Below are 19,554 nucleotides of genomic sequence, written 5' to 3' on the forward strand. Positions count from 1 at the left end.
CGTGGCCGGCTTCCCGCCCCTCTCCGGGGCGATCGCGGACGGCGGGGTCGTCCTGCACTTCGGGGATCCCTCCCGTGAGCAGCGCGCGCTCGAGCGCGGTGAGGCACTGGTGCCGCTCGGCGACCGCACCGTGATCGAGCTCACCGGATCCGAGCGGCTCACCTGGCTCGACTCGATCACCACCCAGGCCGTCGCCCGCTTGCGGGCCGGGCAGAGTACCGAGCTGCTCGTGCTGGATCCGCAGGGGCGCGTCGAGCACGTCGCCGCGGTCTTCGACGACGGCTCCTCGACCTGGCTCATCGCCGACACCGCCGACGCCGAGCCGTTGGCGACCTGGCTGCAGCGCATGGTGTTCCGTGCGGACGTGAAGGTCGCGGTGCGACCGGAACTTCTCGTCGTCGGCTTCTTCGCCGGCGGGAGCGCGGAGCGGCGCGCGGAGAGCGCCGCGCTCGCCCCCCAGCAGCAGGCCGTCGTCTGGACGGATCCGTGGCCGACCGTGCAGCCCGGCGGGCATCAGTACCACGTCGGCGAGCACCCCGGCTCCGGCTACCACTGGCGTACGGCGGTGCTCGACGAGCCCGCGGCGGCCGTGCTCGCCGCGGATTCCGAGACGATCTGGGCCGGCGCGCTCGCCGCGGAGGCCCTGCGGATCGCCGCCTGGCGCCCCCGCTGGGTTGCCGAGGTGGACGAGCGCTCGCTCCCGCACGAGACGGACTGGATCCGCAGCGCCGTGCATCTGAACAAGGGCTGCTATCGGGGCCAGGAGACGGTGGCGAAGGTGCACAACCTCGGGCATCCGCCCCGCCGCATCGCGGCCCTGCACCTGGACGGCAGCGAGAGCCTGCTGCCGGATGCGGGCGCTCCGGTGCTGGTCGTCGGGGCGGATGGCGCCGAGGACGAGGTCGGGCACATCACCTCGGCCGCCCGGCACCACGAGCTCGGCCCGATCGCGTTGGCGATCCTGTCGCGTCGCGCGCCGGTCGGAGACCTCGTGGTGCGCACGCCGGACGGCGACATCGCGGCCGCGCAGGAGGTCATCGTCCCCGGCGACGCCGGAGCGACGGCCGAGATCCCGCGGCTGACGCGGCTGTCGCGCCGCCCGTCGGCGCCGGATCCGCGCGACGCGCACTGACGCGGTGCGACCGGTGGGCTCGGACATCGAGAGCGCGGGGACCGACGCCGCCCCGGGGGCGGAGCGCGGTGAGCCCCGGTCGCTGCGCATCCTGCTGATCGACAACTACGACTCGTTCACGTACAACCTCGTGCACCAGATCGCGGCGACCGCGGGCCGGGCGCCCGATGTCGTGCACAACGACTGGGCCGAGTGGGATCCGTCCGTCCTGGACCGGTACGACGCGGTCGTGCTCTCGCCGGGACCGGGGGATCCCCGCGTCCCCGGGGACTTCGGAATCTGCGCCGATGCGATCCGGATCGCGGCCGAGCGGCGCATCCCGCTGCTCGGGGTGTGCCTCGGGCATCAGGGGATCGGGCACGCCTTCGGCGCCACGGTGCGGCGCGCCCCCGAACCGCGGCACGGGAGGCCCTCCCCGGTCGCGCACGACGGCACCGGTCCGTTCGAAGGCCTCCCGTCACCCGTCGAGGTGGTGCGCTATCACTCGCTCATGATCGACGACGTCCCGGACGAGCTGGTCGTCACCGCGCGCGCGGACGATGGCGTGATCATGGGGATCCGGCACCGCGAGCTGCCGCTGTGGGGGGTGCAGTTCCACCCCGAGTCGATCGGGACGTTCGACGGCACGCACATGATGGCGAACTTCGTCGCGTTCGCGCGGGCGACGGCGTCGCCGCGGACCCAGCCTGCTCCCATGGATGTGTCCTCGGCGCCCGTATCTCACGCTCCGGTCGCGCGACGCGCCCTGCGGCGGCGCGCGCTGCCCCTGCGCGTCACGACCGAGCGGCTGTTCACCGGTCTGTTCGGCGAGGCGGCGCAGGCCGTGTGGTTGGACGGGAACCGCCCAGGGGATCCCCGGGCGCGGTACTCGATCCTCGGCGGCGGGGAGGACCTGCCGACCGCGATCGCGGACGTGCAGGCGGGCACGGTGACCGTGCGCGACGGCGCGCAGGAGCGCGAGCTGCGAACCGGATTCTTCGACTGGCTCGACGCCGAACTCGCGGCCACCGCGACCGAGCAGGGCGACCTGCCCTTCGCTCTGGGGTGGGTCGGAGCGCTCGGCTACGAGCTGCGCGCGGAGTGCGGATCCCCGCATCAGCGTCGCGCGGCCACGCCCGACGCAGTGCTGGTCCGCCTCGATCGCGCGGTCGTCGTCGACCACGAGGAGGAGCGGATCCATCTGCTCTCCCTCGACGACGAGGCCTGGCTCATCAGCACCTCGGCCAGGATCGCCGCGCTCGAGGCGTCGTCCGACTCGGCGGGACCGGATCAGGATCCCTTCGTCGCGCCGCCGCTCGCTCTCACCGCCCGGCACTCCCGCGCCGAGTATCTGCGATTGATCGCCGAGGCGCAGGAAGAGATCGCGGCGGGCGAGACCTACGAGGCCTGCCTGACCAACCTGCTGCACGCCGCAGCGCCCGGCGCGGGGGATCCGCTCGCCGCCTACCTCGCGCTGCGCGCGCAGAACCCGGCGCCGTTCGGCGCGTTCCTGCGTATCGGCGGGGTGAGCGTGCTGAGCACGTCGCCCGAGCGGTTCGTGCGGATCACGGCGGACGGCGCCGTCGAGTCCCGTCCGATCAAGGGCACCCGTCCGCGCGGCGGCACCCCGGAGGAGGACGAGCGGATCCGTGCGGAGCTCGCCGCGTCGGAGAAGGACCGCGCGGAGAACCTCATGATCGTGGATCTCGTCCGCCACGACCTCGGGCGCACGGCGGAGCTCGGATCCGTGCACGTCGACGGCCTGTTCCGGGTGGAGAGCTATGCCACGGTGCATCAGCTCGTCAGCACCGTGCGCTCCCGGCTCGCCGACAGCCCTGTGGCGTGCGTGCGCGCCGTGTTCCCTCCCGGTTCCATGACCGGCGCGCCGAAGCTGCGCACGATGACGATCCTGGATCGGCTCGAGGGCGCCGCGCGTGGACTGTACAGCGGCGCCCTGGGCTACTTCTCGTTCGACGGCTCGGTGGACCTCAGCGTCGTGATCCGCACCCTGGTCGCGCACGACGGCGGCTTCGACTACGGCGTCGGCGGGGCGATCGTCTCGCTCTCGGACCCCGATGAGGAGTACGCCGAGACCGTGGTCAAGGCCCGGCCGCTCCTGCGGCTGACCGGCGCGACATTCCCTGAGGCCTGAGGAGGCCCGGCGCTAACGCCCGACGATGAGGCGGGGGCGGGGACCCTCGATGCGGGCGATCGCGACCTTGACGTCGGTGAACTCGTGCTCGACGGTCGTCCGGAAATCGGACAGGTTCCGCTCGACCGCGTCGATCCTCGCGTCGAGTCTCTGCTCGAGGGTGTCGATCCTCGCGTCGAGCTTCCGCTCGACCGTGTCGATCCGGCGGATCACCCAGGCGAAGCCCGCGAACATCGCGACGCCGAGGGTCAGCAGGCCGCCGAGGCCGCTGCCGATCAGCGCGAGAGTGTCCGTGGACATGTACATGCCTCCATTCTGTGCATCCGCCGCGATGAGGGCCAGCATAGACGGGCACTTGTACCCACGGGGGCGTCGTTCGAGATCTGTGCAGAGACGGCTCTTCGGCCTCGCTGTGCAGGATGCTCAGCCGGTTGCGACCGCGCTCCACGGCACCGTCAGCTCGCCGAGGCGCCAGCGGGAGCGCGTGCCGAGCACCGGATACCCGGCGTCGCGGAGAGCGGCGACGGCGGCGAGGAAGCGCTGTGTCGCCCCGAACGCGGACAGGGGAGCGGCGCGCTCCCACTCGCGGTCGAGATCCGCGAGCAGGGTGTGGATCCGCTCGCCCGGCACGTTGTGGTGGATGAGGGCCTTGGGCAGGCGCTCGGCGACGATCGACGGCCGATCCAGATCCGCGAGCCGGAGCGACAGCGTGAAGCGCTGCGCGAAACCGTCGGGATCCACGTCGATGAAGCTCGCGATGCGGCCGATCTCGTCGCACGTGCCCTCCACGAGCAGCCCGCCCGGTGCCAGGCGCGACGCCATCCGCGCCCACGCGTCCGGGACGTCGCCCTCGTCGTACTGCCGCAGCACGTTCATGGCGCGGATCACCGCGGGGCGCCGGCTGTCGGGCAGCGGCACCTCGAAGCCGCCGCGAGCGAAGGACACCGGCAGGTCGGCGGCGAAGTGCCCCGCGCCACCGCGGAGCTCGGCGAGCTGCGCCCGTGCCGTGGCGACACGTGCCGGATCCAGCTCGAGCCCGAGCACCTCGGCGTCCGCGCGCACCCGGACGAGCCGGGCGGCGAGCTCGAACGCGGTCACCCCGCTCGCCCCGAAGCCGAGATCGATCACGAGTGGATCCGCCGCGCGGCGGAAGGCGGGTGACGCGGCGATCCAGCGGTCGTTGCGCCGCAGCCGGTTGGTGCCGGTCGTGCCGCGGGTGGGCCGGCCGAGCGGAGAGGACGCCATGCCTCCATCCTGCCCGGTCCCGGCGTCCGGCATGGTCCCGGCGTCCTAGGCTTGTCTCTGTGCAGACGATCGAGATCGGGGTCCCCGGGACGGCGGATGCGGACGGGATCGTGCGCACCTACCTGACCGAGGTGGTCTCGAGGTACCACGGCAGGCCCGCCACGGACGGCGAACTCTCCGTGGCACTCGCGGACGAGCCGTACGACGACCTCCAGGGCGACACCGGGATTCTGCTCCTGGCCCGGGACGGCGGAGCCGCGGTCGCGTGCGCCGGGGCGCGCTTCGTGGAAGGCGACGCCGAGCTCACCAAGGTCTTCACCCTGCCGTCGGCGCGGGGGAGGGGGATCGCGCGTCGGCTGATCCTCGCGCTCGAGGAGGCGGCTCGCGACCGTGGCGCTCGCTCGCTGCGGCTGAACACCCGCTCCGATCTCGTCGAGGCGTGTGCGATGTACGAGGGGCTCGGCTTCCGCTCGGTCGAGGCGTTCAACGCCGAGCCGTACGCCGATCGCTGGTACCGGAAGGACCTGACGTCGGCGGCTGAGCAGACGCCGACGGGGCCGTAGCCCCGAGGGTCAGCGCGGGGCGCCGCCCATCGATCCGCTGGTCGGAGCCGTCCTGGTGTCGACGCGCACCGTGAGCGTGGCCGTGTAGCCGCTCGTGGCATCGCCGGTCATCGCGGCGATCTGCAGTGCGCCGCCGTCGTCTCCGAAGACGTTGTCGGACGAGAGCGAGGTCTGTGCGAGGTTCTGCGTCGATCCGTCGTAGCCCCCGGTCGCGTACACGGTCTCGCAGGCGGACTGCGGCAGGGCGATCTGGGAGGTCGCGATCGCGTTCGCGGAATCCGTGACGGCGGCCGCGTTCGGATACACCTCGAAGTGGATGTGCGGCCACCGGCCCGAGTAGCAGCCGGGGAAGATCGAGGTGAACGACACCCGCCCGTCCGCGTCGGCGACCTGCACCCCGCGCAGATACGTCTCGTCCTGGATGCCGGACGAGTACATCGAGTAGCCGCCTGCGGCGTTGCAGTGCCACGCGTAGACGGCCACGCCCGCGAACGGCGCATCCCCGTTCGCCATGTCGAGGACGTTCAGGGAGAACGTCAGCGGCACACCAGGTGCCGTGGCGCCGCCGCCGATCGACGAGCGGATGTCCTGACGCACGATCCCGGAGTCGGCGAGGGCATCCGGACCGTTCGAACCGTCGCCGGGGTACGGACCCGCCGTCTCGTCGGGGACCTCCGCGGCCGGCACCGCCGTGGTCGCGGTCGGCGTCGCGGAGGGGACCGGCGTGCTGGTGACCGTGGGGACCGCCGTCGAGGTCGCCGTCGATGCGGCGCTCGACGCGAGCGGCGCGCACGCCGCCAGCACGGCGCCGCCTGCGCCGAGCCCGACGATGCTCAGCACCATGCGACGCGACATCAGGGTGCGGATGTCGAACGGTGCACCCTGATCCACGACCTCCTCGTCCGGGCGGTCGAGCAGGCGGCCCTCGTACGCGGGGCCATCCGGGGTGCGGGTCGGGTCGGGGAAGGTGCTCATGTCCGGATCCTCTCGTGGCTGACAGAAGGATCCTCTCGGGGCGACCGGGTCCCGGCCTGTGCGCCTGCTATGCGCCGCCTAAGCGATCTCCGTCATGCGAGGACCCCCGGCTTCGGAGCGGCGCGGTGCACGCCGTAGGCTGGAACCATGACGCGCACCCTCATCCTGCTCCGTCATGGGCAGAGCGAATGGAACGAACTGAACCTGTTCACCGGCTGGGTGGACGTCCGCCTGACCGAGCAGGGCAAGAACGAGGCCCGCCGCGGCGGAGAGCTGCTGGCCGAGTCGGGAATTCTGCCCGACGTGCTGCACACCTCGCTGCTCAGCCGTGCGATCCAGACCGCGGACATCGCGCTCGACGCCGCCGACCGGCTGTGGATCCCCGTGACCCGCTCCTGGCGGCTCAACGAGCGCCACTACGGCGCTCTGCAGGGCAAGGACAAGGCGCAGACGCTCGAGGAGTTCGGTCCCGAGCAGTTCCAGCTGTGGCGTCGCTCCTTCGACGTGCCGCCGCCCCCGCTCGACGACGCGAGCGAGTACAGCCAGGTGAACGACCCGCGCTACGCGGGCATCGACGGCGAGGTTCCGCGCACCGAGTCTCTCAAGCTCGTCATCGACCGGCTGCTGCCGTACTGGTCCTCCGCGATCGTGCCTGATCTCGAGGCGGGCAAGACCGTGCTCGTGACGGCTCACGGCAACTCGCTGCGCGGACTCGTGAAGCACCTCGAGGGCATCAGCGACGACGACATCGCCGAGCTGAACATCCCCACCGGCATCCCGCTGGTCTACGAGCTCGACGAGAACAACGTCCCCACCGGGCCCGGCCGCTACCTCGACCCGGAGGCCGCCGCCGCCGGCGCCGCCGCCGTGGCGAACCAGGGCAAGAAGTAACCCCGCAGACGTCGATCCCGTCCCTACCGGTTCTCTGAGCCGGTTCGGGGCGGGATCCGTCGTTTCGGGGCGCGCCCTCCCGGAATTCCCGGCCGTGGTGCGCCCCGAAACGAGAAGATCCGCCCCGAACCGAATCGAACGGTGGGGCGGATCTTCGAAGCCGGGGGATCAGGCGTGGCCGGATCCGGACTCCGCCTCGTGCTGCGCCTCGACGGCGAGGGCGATGTCCTCCTCGTCGACGGCCCAGTCGCCGGTGGCCAGGTAGACGACCTTCTTCGCGACGGCGACCGCGTGGTCGGCGAAGCGCTCGTGGTACCGGCTGGCAAGGGTGGCGTCGACCGTCGCGCCGGCCTCGCCCTTCCAGTTGTCGCTGAGCACCTTCTCGAAGACGCTCGCGTGCAGCTCGTCCACGTCGTCGTCCGCGTTGCGGATGGTGTCCGCGTAGCGCAGGTCCTGTGTGCGGAGCAGCGCGGCGAGGGTGCGCGCGATCTCCACGTCCAGCTCGCCCATGCGGGTGAAGGTGCCCTTGAGGCCCTTCGGGATGGCGCGCTCGGGGAAGCGCAGCCGCGCGAGCTGCGCGATGTGCTCCGACATGTCGCCCATGCGCTCGAGCGAGGCGCTCACGCGCAGCGCGGTGACGACGATGCGCAGATCGCGGGCGACCGGCTGTTGGCGGGCGAGGATCTCGATGGCCTGCTCGTCGAGCGCGACCGCGAGCTCGTCGATCCGGGCGTCGTCGGCGATGACCTCTTCGGCCAGGGCGACATCGCTGGTCGCGAACGAGCGGGTGGCCTTCTCGATCGACACGGCCACGAGGTCGGCGATCTCGACGAGCTGCGACTGCAGGTCCTCGAGGGACTGGTGGAAGACTTCGCGCATGGCTGCGCACCTTTCGTTCTGTGACCCGGGGCACCGGATGGTCTGAGTCGCACGGCGGCCCGCAGAGCGGGCACGGGACGGTGCCCGTCACGGGTCGTGACACGCACGTGGCGATTCTCTTCGGCGAAGGTTAACGATTGGTGCCGTCCTCGTGAACACTAGCGCGCCAGGGGGTGCGAGAGGCGGGAACTCGCGGATCCGGGGGGTGAACGACCTCTACGCTGGACCCATGGACAGCACTCTGCTCGCCCTCCTCGCCCTCGGGCTGGGAGTCGCGATCGGCGCAGGCATCGCCGCGATGATCGTGGCCGCGATGCGGGCGCGGACCGCCGCGGAGCAGCAGGCGTCCAGCGAGCTTCCGGACGGCCTCACCGACGTGCTGGCGGCCATGGACGACGCGGCCTGCGCGGTCGACCCCTCGGGTCTCGTCACGGCCGCGAGCACGGCGGCCGCACGCTTCGGCATCGGAGTCGGGGCCACGCTGGAGAATCCGGAGCTGCGCCAGCTCGTGCGCTCCGTGCGCGAGGGCGGCTCGCAGACGAGCACGCTGCGCCTGACGCGCGGCGGACGCAACCTCGATCCGCGCCTGGTCGCGGCGCGGGCGAGCCGCATCGGACCCCGGCTGAGCCTGCTCATCATCCGCGATGTCACGGAGCAGGAGCGTCTCGAGCAGATGCGCACCGACTTCGTCGCCAACACGAGTCACGAGCTGAAGACCCCGGTCGGAGCGGTGAGCCTGCTGGCCGAGGCGATCGAGTCGGCCGCAGAGGATCCCGCTCAGGTGCGCGCGTTCGCCACCAGGATCCAGGCCGAGGCGGGACGACTCGGACAGCTCACCGGGCGGATCATGAGCCTCTCCCGGCTGCAGTCCTCCGACGGACTCGGCGCGTTCGGCCCTGTCGCGATCGACGAGGTCATCGCCACGAGCGTCGAGGGCCATGCGGTGCAGGCGGCCTCCGCAGGCGTCGAACTCACCCGAGGGGGCGACCGCGGCGCGTGGGTGCAGGGCGACGTGCAGATCCTCATCGAGGCGGTCGGCAACCTCATCGCCAACGCGATCGTCTACTCGCCGCGCGGATCGCGCGTGGGTGTCGGCGTGCGGGTCGGCGACGGCGTGGTCGAGATCTCGGTCTCGGACCAGGGGATCGGCATCGACGAGGCCGACCGCGACCGCATCTTCGAGCGGTTCTACCGCGCCGACGAAGCCCGCTCGCGGCGCACCGGAGGCACCGGTCTCGGACTGTCGATCGTGAAGCACGCCACGCAGCGACATGGCGGCGAGGTGCGGCTGTGGTCGCGCCCCGGCCGCGGATCCACCTTCACCATGCGCCTGCCGCAGATCGCGGCGCCCGATGTCGATGACGACGGGGTCAAGCGCAAGAAGCCGCCCAAGGACAAGAGCAAGAAGAAGCGCCAGGCGCGCAAGGCAGCGCGCCTCGCCGCGTCGCCCGCGACGACCACGGACCCGATCCGCACCGATACCGGAGAACTCGTATGACCCGCATCCTCCTCGTCGAAGACGAACCCGATCTCGCCGACCCTCTCGCGTACCTGCTGCGCCGCGAGGGCTATGAGGTCGAGATCGCCGAGGACGGTCCCACCGCTCTCGCCCTGTTCCGCGAGAGCGGGGCCGACATCGTCCTGCTCGACCTGATGCTGCCGGGGATGCCCGGCACCGAGGTGTGCCGGCAGATCCGCACCGGATCCGCCGTGCCGATCATCATGCTCACCGCGAAGGACTCCGAGGTGGACATCGTCGTGGGGCTCGAGCTCGGCGCCGACGACTACATCACCAAGCCCTACTCGTCGCGCGAGCTGCTCGCCCGTATGCGCGCCGTGCTGCGGCGGGTCGTGCAGGCCGAGGAGGATGTCGATGAGCGGATCCTCGAGGGCGGTCGCGTCACCGTCGATCTCGATCGGCACACCGTCGCCGTCGACGGCGAGGTGATCAACATGCCCCTCAAGGAGTTCGAGCTGCTCGAGGTGCTCATGCGCAACTCCGGCAGGGTGCTCACCCGCGGCCAGCTGATCGACCGGGTATGGGGCAGCGACTACTTCGGCGACACCAAGACGCTCGACGTGCACATCAAGCGGATCCGCTCGCGCATCGAGCAGAACCCGTCCGAGCCGGTGATGCTGGTCACCGTGCGCGGGCTCGGATACCGCTTCGAAGGCTGAATCCGCCGCTCGCGGCGGATCGCCGACGCGCACGAGAGAGCCCCCGGATCCTCACGGATGCGGGGGCTCTCTGCGGAGAACGGGAAGGGCTCAGCCGACCGGGGTCTCACTGGCCGTCGGGGTCGGCTCGACCGCCGGCGCGACCGGCTTCGTGGTCGGGCTCGGCTGCGCGGTCGGCACCAGCTGCGAGTAGTACGGGAGGGTGCCGTCGAGCACGGGGATCGCGTACTTGATCCCCTCGGCGTCGCCGGACTGGAAGTAGACGTCGATGGTCTCCCCAGCCTTGGTCTCGAGGTTCTCGAAGGTCATCGGCTTCGCGTCGTCGCCTCCGAGGCTGACCGACTTCTGGCCCGCGATGCGCACGCTCTGGCTCGGGCCGTCGCCGATCGAGATGTGGATCGTCTGGGCGTCCGAGGTGGTGTTGACCAGGCCGGCGACGAGGTTGCCGAGCGTGCCGGCCTCATCCACGACGACGAAGGCGTTGCGGACCTCGATCGGACCGCTCTTCGGCACGTTCGCGCCGTCGGAGGCGGAGTAGTCGATGGTGGTCGCCTGCGGAGTGATCCCGGCGCACCCGGTGGCGCCGACGATGACGAGGGCGCTGAGGGCGATGGACGCAGCAAGGCGCGATTTCACGGGTCCTCCAGAAAATTCACGTGATGATCCAGCACCATTCTAGGGGCACGCGCTCGCGCCGCACGGCTCGCCCCGCTCGCGCGCGGGACGGTCGGCCGGTGCGGGGGGCGCGAACCTTAGCGCATTCCCGCTGTGGTATCCTGGAGGTTGCCGAAAGGACACGACTTTATGCTTTTTGAGGTTGGTGAGACCGTGGTCTATCCGCACCACGGCGCCGCGACGATCATCGAGGTCAAGGACCGTGTGATCAAGGGGGAGACCAAGAAGTACCTGAAGCTGAACGTCACGCAGGGAGACCTCATCATCGAGGTGCCTGCGGAGAACGTCGACCTGGTCGGCGTTCGCGATGTGATCGGACAAGAGGGGCTGGACCGGGTGTTCGAGGTGCTGCGCGCCCCGTTCACCGAGGAGCCGACCAACTGGTCGCGCCGCTACAAGGCGAACCTCGAGAAACTCGCCTCGGGCGATGTGATCAAGGTCAGCGAGGTCGTCCGCGACCTGTGGCGCCGTGACCAGGACCGCGGGCTGTCCGCGGGTGAGAAGCGCATGCTTGCCAAGGCCCGTCAGATCCTCACCTCCGAGCTCGCGCTCGCGGAGAAGACCGACGAGGAGAAGGCCGGGGCGCTGCTCGACGAGGTCCTCGCCTCCTGAGTTCTGCGTGAGAAGGGGTGGATGCGATGGCATCCACCCCTTCTTCGCGCCTGCGGCAGGACCGGCGGGCGTCAGATCGAACGCTGGTAGCTGCGGATCGCGCTCAGCGCCCAGGTGAACGCGAGCACGGCCAGCACGACGAGGCCGCCGGCCTGCCACCAGCCCTGGGCCGGATACGAGCCGGTGAGGCCGCCGCGACCGAGTTCGACCGCCCAGGTCATCGGGTTCCACCGGGACACGTTCTGCACCCATTCCGGCATGGCCGTCGCGGGCATCATCGTCGTCGACAGGAACGTCGCAGGCAGCACGATCAGCTGCGACAGGCTGATGAGTGCGATCTGACTGCGCGAGATGAGCGCGACCGCCGTGGAGGCGCAGCAGAAGATCGTCGCGAGCAGCGTCGCGACGCCCAGCGCGACGAGCATACCGCCGATGCCGCCGGGGTAGCGGGCGCCGCCGAGCCAGCCGATGCCGAGGACCACGAGCGACTGCAGGACGTTGATCACGAGCTGCTGCAGGAGCTGGCCCGCGATGATCGACGAGCGCCGCAGCGGCGAGGTCAGGTACTGGTCCATGACTCCGGAGTCGATGTCGTCGATGTAGCCGGTGCCGGCCCATGCGCCCGAGTACAGCACCGTCATCATCAGGATCCCCGGAACCAGGTAGTCGATGTAGCCGTGTCCGCCGAATTGCGGGAGGGCGCCCAGCGTGCGGAACACCTGCCCGAACAGCAGGATCCAGATGACCGGCTGGATGAGGCTCATGACGGGGCCCCAGGCCTGACGGATCGAGACGATCGACCAGCGGCGCAGCACCTGACCTGTCTGCGTGAACCAGTCGGGCCGCACAGGGGCGCCGACGAAGGCGGGGGAGAGGGTGATCGCGCTCATGCGGCGACTTCTTCCGTGAGGGCGGACGCGGGAGCGTCGCCGAAAGTGTGGCCGACGAAGTGCAGGTACACGTCGTCGAGGGTGGGGTGGGATGCCGCGACCTGGCCGTAGCGGATCCCGGCGCCGTCGAGGGCGGCGATGACCGCGCCGACCGCGGAGGCGGCGTCGTCCGTGCGGGCGACGAGCAGACCGTCGACGCCGGCTGCTTCCACGAGCACGTCGCGCAACCCGGGGACGCGTGAGACCGCGGCGCGGACGGCGACCGGATCCGGTTCGATGAGCGTCACGCGGACCGCGTCGCCGTGCAGCGCGGCCTTGAGCTCGTCCGGTGTGCCCTGGGCGACGGCGCGCCCGCGGTTCACCAGCAGCAGCTCGTCGGCGAGCCGGTCCGCCTCTTCCATGTAGTGCGTGGTGAGCACCACGGTGAGGGCCTCCTCGCCGGACAGGCGCCGGATCTCGGCCCACATGACCGCACGGGCCTCGGGGTCGAGGCCCGTGGTGGGCTCGTCGAGGAAGAGCACCTGCGGGCGGTGCACGAGGGCCGCAGCGACGTCGAGGCGCCGCCGCATCCCGCCCGAGAACGTGCGCACGGGCCGGCGGGTCGCGTCGTCGAGTCCGAACTCGGTCAGCAGTCGCGCGGTGCGCGCCCTGGCGTCGGAGCCGCCCAGGCCGCGCATGCGTCCGGCGATCTCGAGGTTCTCCGTCGCCGTGAGATTCGGATCCGTTCCGGTGCCCTGCGAGACGTAGCCGATCGCCGCGCGCACGTCGCCGGGGGCGTCGGTCACGTCGTGTCCGGCCACGCGGGCGCGGCCGGCGGTCGCCCGGGACAGGGTGGTGAGGATCTTGGTGGTGGTGGATTTGCCGGCGCCGTTCGGGCCGAGCAGTCCGAAGACGCGTCCGGCCGGAACCGCGAAGCTCAGGCCGTCCAGGGCGCGGACGGCGGGGCGGCGACCGCGGCCGCGGTACTCCTTGACGAGGTCTTCGGCGACGATCGCGTCGCCGTCGATGCGCTGGTGTGCGGGCATGACGAACATCCCTTCCGTTCTGAGGGTTTCTCTGGGTTGTGGGGGAGGGTGGATCCGGTCTCACCGCAGTGACGGGACCGGATCCGCCGGACCGGTCAGCGGCGGTCGCCGCTGCGCGGTGCGAAGAGCATGCCTGCCACGAGCAGCATCATGGCGGCGAGGCCTGCGATGAAGGCGACGGGCGCCCACCACCAGCCGACCGTGAAGACGAGCACGACGATCACCGCGAGGGTGAGGAACCAGATCACCGCCGTGTAGATCCCGAAGCGGGCGGCGGACTCCGGCTCCGTCTCGAAGCGGTTCGGCGGCATCTGCCTCATGGCGCCGCGGGTCCAGGCCTTGTGCCGGTTGGTCTGCGTCGCCCCGAGGTACGAGAACAGCGCGATGGATCCGACCAGGAGCACGGCCGCGAGGATCACGAGCCAGAGCTGGTCGAGGGCCAGCGCGAAGCCGCCGCCGAGGCCCAGCGCGAGCAGGGTGCCGCCGGTGGCCAGGCCGAAGCCGACCGCACGGGAAGCCGGCAGCGGGTGGTTCGTCGTGGTCTCCTGCAGCAGGGCGTCCGCCGTGACGATGCCGAGCGCGACCGCGACGACGGCACCGAGCCCGGCGACGGCGAGCGGCGCGGCAGGCTGCACGAGCAGCACCGTGAGGAGGATCCCGACGAGGGCGGCCGCCGCGATGAGGCTCAGCAGCACGGTGCGCACCACGAACCCTGGCTTCGGCCGCACCCTGTTGCGGGCGGTGAGCGCTTCCCAGCCCGGCGCATCGGATGCGCCGGCGGAAGGCTCGTCCTCGAGCAGCGCGCGCACGTCGCCGAGCTCGGCGATCGCGCTCTGCGCGGCTTCGGCGGGCGAGGCGCCTGCGGCGATCCGCTCGTCGACCTGCGCGGCGAGGTTCGCGCGGATCTCCTCCTTCAGGTCCTGTGCGGCCGGAGTCATCTCGATCCCGGCGAAGGCCTCGTCCAGGAGGCGGTGGATGTCGGTGTTCATGTGCTCAGTCCTTCGCGTCCAGAAGCGTGTCGATCACGCGGCGGGTGGCGACCCAGGCCGCGACGTTACGTCGGTACACCGCGCGGCCCGCGTCGGTGATCCGGTAGTACTTGCGACGGCCGCCCTGCGTCTCGTCGCCCCAATAGGACTCGACCAGCCCGTCCTTCTCCAGACGGCGGTAGGTCGCGTACAGGGTGGCCTCCTTGATCTCGTGGTCCCCTCCGGTGGCGTCCCGGATGGTCTTGTAGATCTCGAAGCCGTAGCGGTCGCCGCCGCGGAGCATGCCGAGCACGATCGTGTCGGTATGCCCGCGCAGAAGGTCCGCGGAGAAGGCGTCATCGTTCATGTCAAGTACTGTATCAGATCAAGTACTCGTTCACGCAAGGTTTTCTTGCGAGAAGATCCGGACGCGGGGGAGCGGAGGATCCGGCGCTAACGTGAGAGCGTGAACGACCTCCCTTCGCCGCTCGCACGCGTCGCCGTGATCATCGTGGCCGCCGGCTCCGGCACCCGGCTCGCGGCGGGCGCGCCCAAGGCGTTCGTGCCGCTCGGCCCCCGCACGATCCTGGAGCACGCGCTCGAGGGCGTCCTCGCCGCGGCGCCGTCCCAGGTGATCCTCGTCGTGCCTGCTGGGCGCGAGGCCGAGGTCTCGGCGATGGCGGGCGACGGGCCCGTGCAGATCGTCCCGGGCGGCGACACTCGGCAGCACTCGGTGGCTGCGGGGCTCTCTCTACTCGCCGACGGCATCGACGCGGTGCTCGTGCACGACGCCGCCCGCGCGCTCACCCCGCCCGCGCAGTTCGGCGCGGTGGCGACGGCTGTCCGTCCCGGCGTCGGCGTGATCCCCGCGCTGCCGGTCGTCGACACGCTCAAGCGCGTGCACGGCGAGGACGTGGTCGCCCCGGTCGACCGTGCAGAGCTCGCCGCGGCGCAGACGCCGCAGGGCTTCCCTCGGGCGGAGCTCGTGGCCGCGTACGCGCGGGCCGCGGACGAGGGCGTCGAGTACACCGACGATGCGGCGCTCTTCGCGGCTGCCGGGGGAGTGGTGCGTCACGTCCTCGGATCCGAGGAGGCCTTCAAGATCACCACCCCGCACGACCTGGAGCGCGCCCGCATGATCCTCTCGTCCTCGGCACAGCACCCGGTCTCGGGGCCCGTGGTCCCTCGGATCGGCATCGGCACCGATGTGCATGCCTTCGCCTCGGAGGGCACCCTGCGCCTCGCCGGCCTGGACTGGCCGGGCGAGCCCGCACTCGAAGGGCACTCGGACGGCGATGCGGTCGCCCACGCGATCGTGGATGCGCTGCTGGGTGCGGCCGGGCTCGGTGACATCGGGCAGCACTTCGGCACGGCGCACCCCGAATATGCGGGCGCGCACGGCGATGTGTTCCTCGCCCGCACCGCCGAGATCCTCGCCGAGGCCGGGTTCGCGATCGGCAACGTCTCGGTCCAGTTCCAAGGCAATCGGCCGCGGTTCAGCGCGCGTCGCGCCGAGGCGGAGCAGGCCCTGTCAGCGGCGCTCGGCGGGGTGCCCGTCGCGGTCTCCGCCACGACGACGGACGGGCTCGGCTTCCCGGGGCGCGGCGAGGGCATCGCGGTCACGGCTGTGGCTCTCGTGCATCCGATCGCCCAGAGCTGAATCCATAACCGTAGGGATCCTCCGGATTCGGATCCGATCCGGTGCGCACGTGCTTACGCTGGATGCCGCGGCCACCCGCCGCATTCAGCAGACGTCGCAGAGAGGTCATCGTCATGCGCGCACTCGTCCACTCCTCCTTCGGGGATCCCGCCGAAGTCCTGTCCGTGCAGGACGTGCCGACACCCGAGCCCGGGCCGGGGCAGGTGCGACTGCGGGTGCTGCTGGCCACCGTGCACAACCACGACCTGTTGACCGTGCGCGGCCTCTACGGCTACAAGCCCGAGCTGCCGGCCCGTTCCGGCACGGAGGCGGTCGGGATCGTCGACGCGGTCGGCGAGGGCGTCGACGCCGCGCTTCTCGGTCGCAGGGTCACCGTAGGCGGCGCCTTCGGCGCCTGGGCGGAGTTCGTGCTGGCCCCCGCCGCAGGGCTGATCCCGGTGCCGGACGACATCCCGGACGAGCAGGCCGCGCAGCTCGGATCCATGCCGTTCAGCGCGATCAGCGTGCTGGACTCGCTGGGCCTCGCGGCAGGCGACTGGATGATCCAGAACGCGGCCAACGGCGCCGTCGGGCGCATGGTCGCACAGCTCGGCGCCGCCCGCGGCGTGCACGTGGTCAGCCTGGTCCGCCGCGCGGAGGGGATCGCGGAGCTCGAGGCGCAGGGCGTGCAGAACGTCGTCGCGACAGACGCGGAGGACTGGCAGGACCAGGTGCGCGCACTCACCGCCGGCGCGGCGATCCGCGCCGGCATCGACTCCGTCGGCGGCGACGCGAGCGGTCAGGTCGCCGCGATGCTGGGCGAGGGCGGTCTGCTCGTCGTGTTCGGCGCGATGGCGTCGCCGACCATGCGGATCTCCTCGGGCGACGTGATCTTCAAGCAGCTGACCGTGCGCGGCTTCTGGGGCTCCAAGGTCGCCGCAGCGATGCCCGCGGACCAGCGCGGCGCGCTCTTCGGAGAGCTGCTGCAGCGCATCCGCGAGGGCGTGCTCACCCTCCCGGTCTCCGCCGTGCTCCCGTTCGACCGGGTCGCCGAGGCCTCGGAGGACAACCTCCGCGCCGGGCGCGAAGGCAAGATCCTGCTGCGTCCCTGATCGCGGACGGACCCCAGGGGCGATCGCGCGAGCCTCTCGCGCGATCGCCTCGGAAACCCGCCGCGGTCTCGCAGGGGCGCCCCGGTAGGCTTGTGCGGTGACGATCCGCCTCCATGACACGCGCGCGCAGGAACTGCGCGACTTCGTTCCGCTCGATCCCTCGAACGTGACGATCTACGTGTGCGGACCCACGGTGCAGTCCGGCCCGCACATCGGGCACGTGCGCGCGGCGCTGAGCTTCGACCTGCTGCGGCGCTGGCTGCAGCTGCGCTACGGACGCGTCACGTTCGTCCGCAACGTCACCGACATCGACGACAAGGTGCTCGCGAACGCGACCGACGCCGAACCGTGGTGGGGCCTGGCCTACCGGATGGAGCAGGAGTTCTCGGCGGCGTACGCCGCCGTCGGGATCCAGCCGCCCACGTACGAGCCGAGGGCGACGGCCTCGATCCCGCAGATGCAGGAGCTCATCCAGCGCCTCATCGAGCGCGGTCACGCCTACCCGGCCGCCGACGGATCGGGCGACGTCTACTTCGACGTGCGCAGCTGGGCCGGGTACGGCGAGCTCACGCATCAGTCCGTCGACGCGATGGAGGCCGCGGAGGACGCGGATCCTCGTGGCAAGCGCAACCCGCAGGACTTCGCCCTCTGGAAGGGAACGAAGCCCGGCGAGCCGGCCGATGCGACCTGGGCGTCCCCTTGGGGCGCCGGGCGTCCCGGCTGGCACATCGAGTGCTCCGCCATGGCGCGGCGCTACCTCGGCGCCGAGTTCGACATCCACGGCGGCGGTCTCGACCTGCGCTTCCCGCACCACGAGAACGAGCTGGCGCAGTCGACCGCGGCGGGCGACGCGTTCGCCCGGTACTGGGTGCACAACGGCCTCGTGACCGTCGACGGGCAGAAGATGTCGAAGTCGCTCGGCAACTTCACCCTCGCGGCCGATGTGCTCGGGCAGCACGATCCGCTCGTCGTGCGCTACGCGCTGGCCGCGGCGCACTACCGCTCGAGCCTCGATCTCTCCGACTCGTCGTGGAGCGAGGCCGAGGCGGCGCTGGGCCGGATCCGCACCTTCCTGGAGCGGGCGCAGCGGATCGTCGGCGGGCACGGCGGGCACGGCGGGCACGGCGGGGTGGCGACGGGATCGCTTCCTGCCTCGTTCGCGTCCGCGATGGACGATGATCTCGGCGTGCCGCAGGCGCTCGCCGTGCTGCACGAGACCGTGCGCGCGGGCAACGCTGCGCTGGACCGCGGCGATGCCGACGGGGTTCGTGCATCGCTGAGCGCCGTGCGGGCGATGACCGGCGCGCTCGGGATCGATCCGTTCTCGCCCGAGTGGCGGGCGTCCGGATCCGACACGAAGACCACCACCGCGCTGGACGCGCTCGTGCAGGCGATGATCGCCCAGCGCGCGCAGGCCCGTGCGGACAAGGACTGGCCCGCCGCCGACCGCATCCGCGATGCGATCGGTGCGGCGGGCATCACCCTGGAGGACACTCCAGACGGAACTCATTGGAGTATCGATGGCTAAGCCGAGCAGGCCCGGAGCGGGCAACAGCAAGAAGAAGGGCGCCACCAAGGGCAGCGGCGGCAACGGCCGCAAGGCTCTCGAGGGCCGCGGCAACACGCCGAAGGCCGAAGACCGCGCCTGGCACGTCGCCGGCAAGCGCAAGGCGGCGCAGGAGCGCTTCGCCGCCGCGGGCGGCAAGGGTCGCCCCGGCGCACGATCGGGCGCGGGTCAGAAGCCGCAGGGTGGATCCAACCCGAACCGTCGCGTGTCCTCGTCCTCGGCCTCGAACGACACCGAGACGGTCACCGGGCGCAACTCGGTGCTCGAGGCGCTGCGCACCAAGATCCCCGCGACCACGATGTACATAGCGCAGCGCGTGGAGATGGACGACCGCGTCAAGGAGATGCTCGCGATCGCCCGGCACCGCGAGATCCCCGTGCTCGAGGTCACCCGTCAGGAGCTGGACCGCATGGCCGGCTTCGACGGCGTGCACCAGGGCGTCGCGCTCAAGGTGCCGCCGTACGAGTACGCGCACCCGCAGGACCTGCTCGAGGAGATCATCGACCGCGGCCAGACCCCGCTGTTCGTGGCGCTGGACGGGATCACCGACCCCCGCAACCTCGGCGCGATCATCCGCTCGACGGCTGCGTTCGGCGGGCACGGCGTGATCCTGCCGCAGCGCCGCTCGGCGAGCGTGAACTCCGCCGCGTGGAAGACCAGCGCCGGAGCCGCGGCCCGCATCCCCGTCGCGCTCGCCGCGAACCTCACGTCCATGCTCAAGGAGTTCAAGAAGCAGGGCGTGTTCGTGCTGGGCCTCGACGGCGGCGGCGACGTCTCGCTGCCGGCGATCGAGCTCGCGGATCGACCCGTCGTCATCGTGGTCGGATCCGAGGGCAAGGGCCTCTCGCGCCTCGTCACGGAGACCTGCGACCAGATCGTCTCGATCCCGATCTCGGCGGCCACCGAGTCGCTCAACGCCGGCATCGCCGCCTCGGTCGCGCTGTACCAGGTCTCGACCGTCCGCGCCGCGAAGGGCTGACCTCCGCGAGACCGCACGGCGCCGTGGGCGTGCCGTGCCGTGCGGGGCGCGTGCGCGGGCGGGCCGGCGCGGCCCAGGGCGCGTGCCGCGGGG

20 protein-coding genes are annotated in these 19,554 nt (G+C 71.4%); 11 read left to right on the forward strand and 9 right to left on the reverse strand.

Going from position 1 to position 19,554, the window contains the following annotated elements:
• Position 1: 1 nt before the first annotated feature.
• Together RS86_RS17050 and pabB are read left to right on the forward strand one after the other, a co-directional pair.
• Positions 2-1,132, forward strand: coding sequence for a YgfZ/GcvT domain-containing protein (locus RS86_RS17050; protein WP_045273453.1), 1,131 nt, complete (start codon positions 2-4; stop codon positions 1,130-1,132).
• 13 nt (positions 1,133-1,145) lie between these two features.
• The gene (gene pabB / locus RS86_RS17055) at positions 1,146-3,263 is read left to right on the forward strand and encodes an aminodeoxychorismate synthase component I (protein WP_200892829.1); all 2,118 of its coding nucleotides are present in this window, start codon (positions 1,146-1,148) and stop codon (positions 3,261-3,263) included.
• A 12-nt stretch (positions 3,264-3,275) separates the two neighbouring features.
• Here the strand turns inward: pabB and RS86_RS17060 are convergent, their stop codons facing one another.
• Both RS86_RS17060 and RS86_RS17065 read right to left on the reverse strand, forming a co-directional pair.
• A complete protein-coding gene (locus tag RS86_RS17060; protein ID WP_235281815.1) occupies positions 3,276-3,569 on the reverse strand; it encodes a hypothetical protein in 294 nt (97 codons plus the stop codon).
• A gap of 117 nt (positions 3,570-3,686) precedes the next feature.
• Positions 3,687-4,508 (reverse strand): class I SAM-dependent methyltransferase, encoded by an 822-nt coding sequence (locus RS86_RS17065; protein WP_045273454.1) that lies wholly within the window; start codon positions 4,506-4,508, stop codon positions 3,687-3,689.
• 59 nt (positions 4,509-4,567) lie between these two features.
• Here RS86_RS17065 and RS86_RS17070 point away from each other — a divergent pair, with 59 nt between their 5' ends.
• Positions 4,568-5,071 (forward strand): GNAT family N-acetyltransferase, encoded by a 504-nt coding sequence (locus tag RS86_RS17070; protein ID WP_045273455.1) that lies wholly within the window; start codon positions 4,568-4,570, stop codon positions 5,069-5,071.
• A gap of 9 nt (positions 5,072-5,080) precedes the next feature.
• Here RS86_RS17070 and RS86_RS17075 read toward each other — a convergent pair whose 3' ends face one another.
• The gene (locus RS86_RS17075; RefSeq protein ID WP_045273456.1) at positions 5,081-6,046 is read right to left on the reverse strand and encodes an intradiol ring-cleavage dioxygenase; all 966 of its coding nucleotides are present in this window, start codon (positions 6,044-6,046) and stop codon (positions 5,081-5,083) included.
• 147 nt (positions 6,047-6,193) lie between these two features.
• Between RS86_RS17075 and RS86_RS17080 the strand changes: the two genes are divergently transcribed.
• Positions 6,194-6,937 carry a phosphoglyceromutase gene (locus RS86_RS17080; protein WP_045273457.1) on the forward strand — a complete coding sequence of 248 codons (744 nt, stop codon included), beginning with the start codon at positions 6,194-6,196 and terminating at the stop codon, positions 6,935-6,937.
• A gap of 168 nt (positions 6,938-7,105) precedes the next feature.
• Here RS86_RS17080 and phoU read toward each other — a convergent pair whose 3' ends face one another.
• Positions 7,106-7,816, reverse strand: coding sequence for a phosphate signaling complex protein PhoU (phoU, locus tag RS86_RS17085; RefSeq protein ID WP_045273458.1), 711 nt, complete (start codon positions 7,814-7,816; stop codon positions 7,106-7,108).
• A 229-nt stretch (positions 7,817-8,045) separates the two neighbouring features.
• Between phoU and RS86_RS17090 the strand changes: the two genes are divergently transcribed.
• Both RS86_RS17090 and RS86_RS17095 read left to right on the forward strand, forming a co-directional pair.
• Entirely contained in the window at positions 8,046-9,314 is a 1,269-nt protein-coding gene (locus RS86_RS17090) for a sensor histidine kinase (RefSeq protein WP_045273459.1), read from the forward strand.
• Complete coding sequence (locus RS86_RS17095) at positions 9,311-9,994, forward strand: response regulator transcription factor (protein WP_045273460.1); 684 nt, start codon at positions 9,311-9,313, stop codon at positions 9,992-9,994. Before RS86_RS17090 ends, RS86_RS17095 begins: the two co-directional genes overlap by 4 nt.
• 90 nt (positions 9,995-10,084) lie before the next feature.
• On the opposite strand, the gene RS86_RS17100 is transcribed toward RS86_RS17095, so the two are convergent.
• A complete protein-coding gene (locus tag RS86_RS17100; protein WP_045273461.1) occupies positions 10,085-10,630 on the reverse strand; it encodes a hypothetical protein in 546 nt (181 codons plus the stop codon).
• 168 nt (positions 10,631-10,798) lie between these two features.
• Between RS86_RS17100 and RS86_RS17105 the strand changes: the two genes are divergently transcribed.
• A complete protein-coding gene (locus RS86_RS17105; RefSeq protein WP_045273462.1) occupies positions 10,799-11,281 on the forward strand; it encodes a CarD family transcriptional regulator in 483 nt (160 codons plus the stop codon).
• A 71-nt stretch (positions 11,282-11,352) separates the two neighbouring features.
• Here RS86_RS17105 and RS86_RS17110 read toward each other — a convergent pair whose 3' ends face one another.
• From RS86_RS17110 to RS86_RS17125, 4 genes are all read right to left on the reverse strand, one after another.
• Positions 11,353-12,171, reverse strand: a complete 819-nt coding sequence (locus RS86_RS17110; RefSeq protein ID WP_052680348.1) for an ABC transporter permease — start codon at positions 12,169-12,171, stop codon at positions 11,353-11,355.
• Positions 12,168-13,196: an ABC transporter ATP-binding protein gene (locus RS86_RS17115; protein ID WP_045273639.1), complete on the reverse strand. Its 1,029-nt coding sequence runs from the start codon at positions 13,194-13,196 to the stop codon at positions 12,168-12,170. The genes RS86_RS17110 and RS86_RS17115 overlap by 4 nt, the downstream gene beginning before the upstream one ends.
• Before the next feature lie 95 nt (positions 13,197-13,291).
• Entirely contained in the window at positions 13,292-14,185 is an 894-nt protein-coding gene (locus RS86_RS17120) for a permease prefix domain 1-containing protein (RefSeq protein WP_045273463.1), read from the reverse strand.
• A gap of 4 nt (positions 14,186-14,189) precedes the next feature.
• Positions 14,190-14,531, reverse strand: coding sequence for a PadR family transcriptional regulator (locus RS86_RS17125; RefSeq protein WP_045273464.1), 342 nt, complete (start codon positions 14,529-14,531; stop codon positions 14,190-14,192).
• Between the two features lie 99 nt (positions 14,532-14,630).
• Between RS86_RS17125 and ispD the strand changes: the two genes are divergently transcribed.
• From ispD to rlmB, 4 genes are all read left to right on the forward strand, one after another.
• Positions 14,631-15,824: a 2-C-methyl-D-erythritol 4-phosphate cytidylyltransferase gene (ispD, locus tag RS86_RS17130; protein WP_045273465.1), complete on the forward strand. Its 1,194-nt coding sequence runs from the start codon at positions 14,631-14,633 to the stop codon at positions 15,822-15,824.
• 113 nt (positions 15,825-15,937) lie between these two features.
• Positions 15,938-16,915: a zinc-binding dehydrogenase gene (locus tag RS86_RS17135; protein ID WP_045273466.1), complete on the forward strand. Its 978-nt coding sequence runs from the start codon at positions 15,938-15,940 to the stop codon at positions 16,913-16,915.
• A gap of 97 nt (positions 16,916-17,012) precedes the next feature.
• Positions 17,013-18,443: a cysteine--tRNA ligase gene (gene cysS / locus RS86_RS17140; RefSeq protein WP_045273467.1), complete on the forward strand. Its 1,431-nt coding sequence runs from the start codon at positions 17,013-17,015 to the stop codon at positions 18,441-18,443.
• Positions 18,436-19,461 carry a 23S rRNA (guanosine(2251)-2'-O)-methyltransferase RlmB gene (gene rlmB / locus RS86_RS17145; protein ID WP_045273468.1) on the forward strand — a complete coding sequence of 342 codons (1,026 nt, stop codon included), beginning with the start codon at positions 18,436-18,438 and terminating at the stop codon, positions 19,459-19,461. The genes cysS and rlmB overlap by 8 nt, the downstream gene beginning before the upstream one ends.
• Positions 19,462-19,554: the final 93 nt, after the last annotated feature.

This window comes from Microbacterium azadirachtae (assembly GCF_000956505.1).
In the GTDB taxonomy this organism is placed as follows: domain Bacteria; phylum Actinomycetota; class Actinomycetes; order Actinomycetales; family Microbacteriaceae; genus Microbacterium; species Microbacterium azadirachtae_A.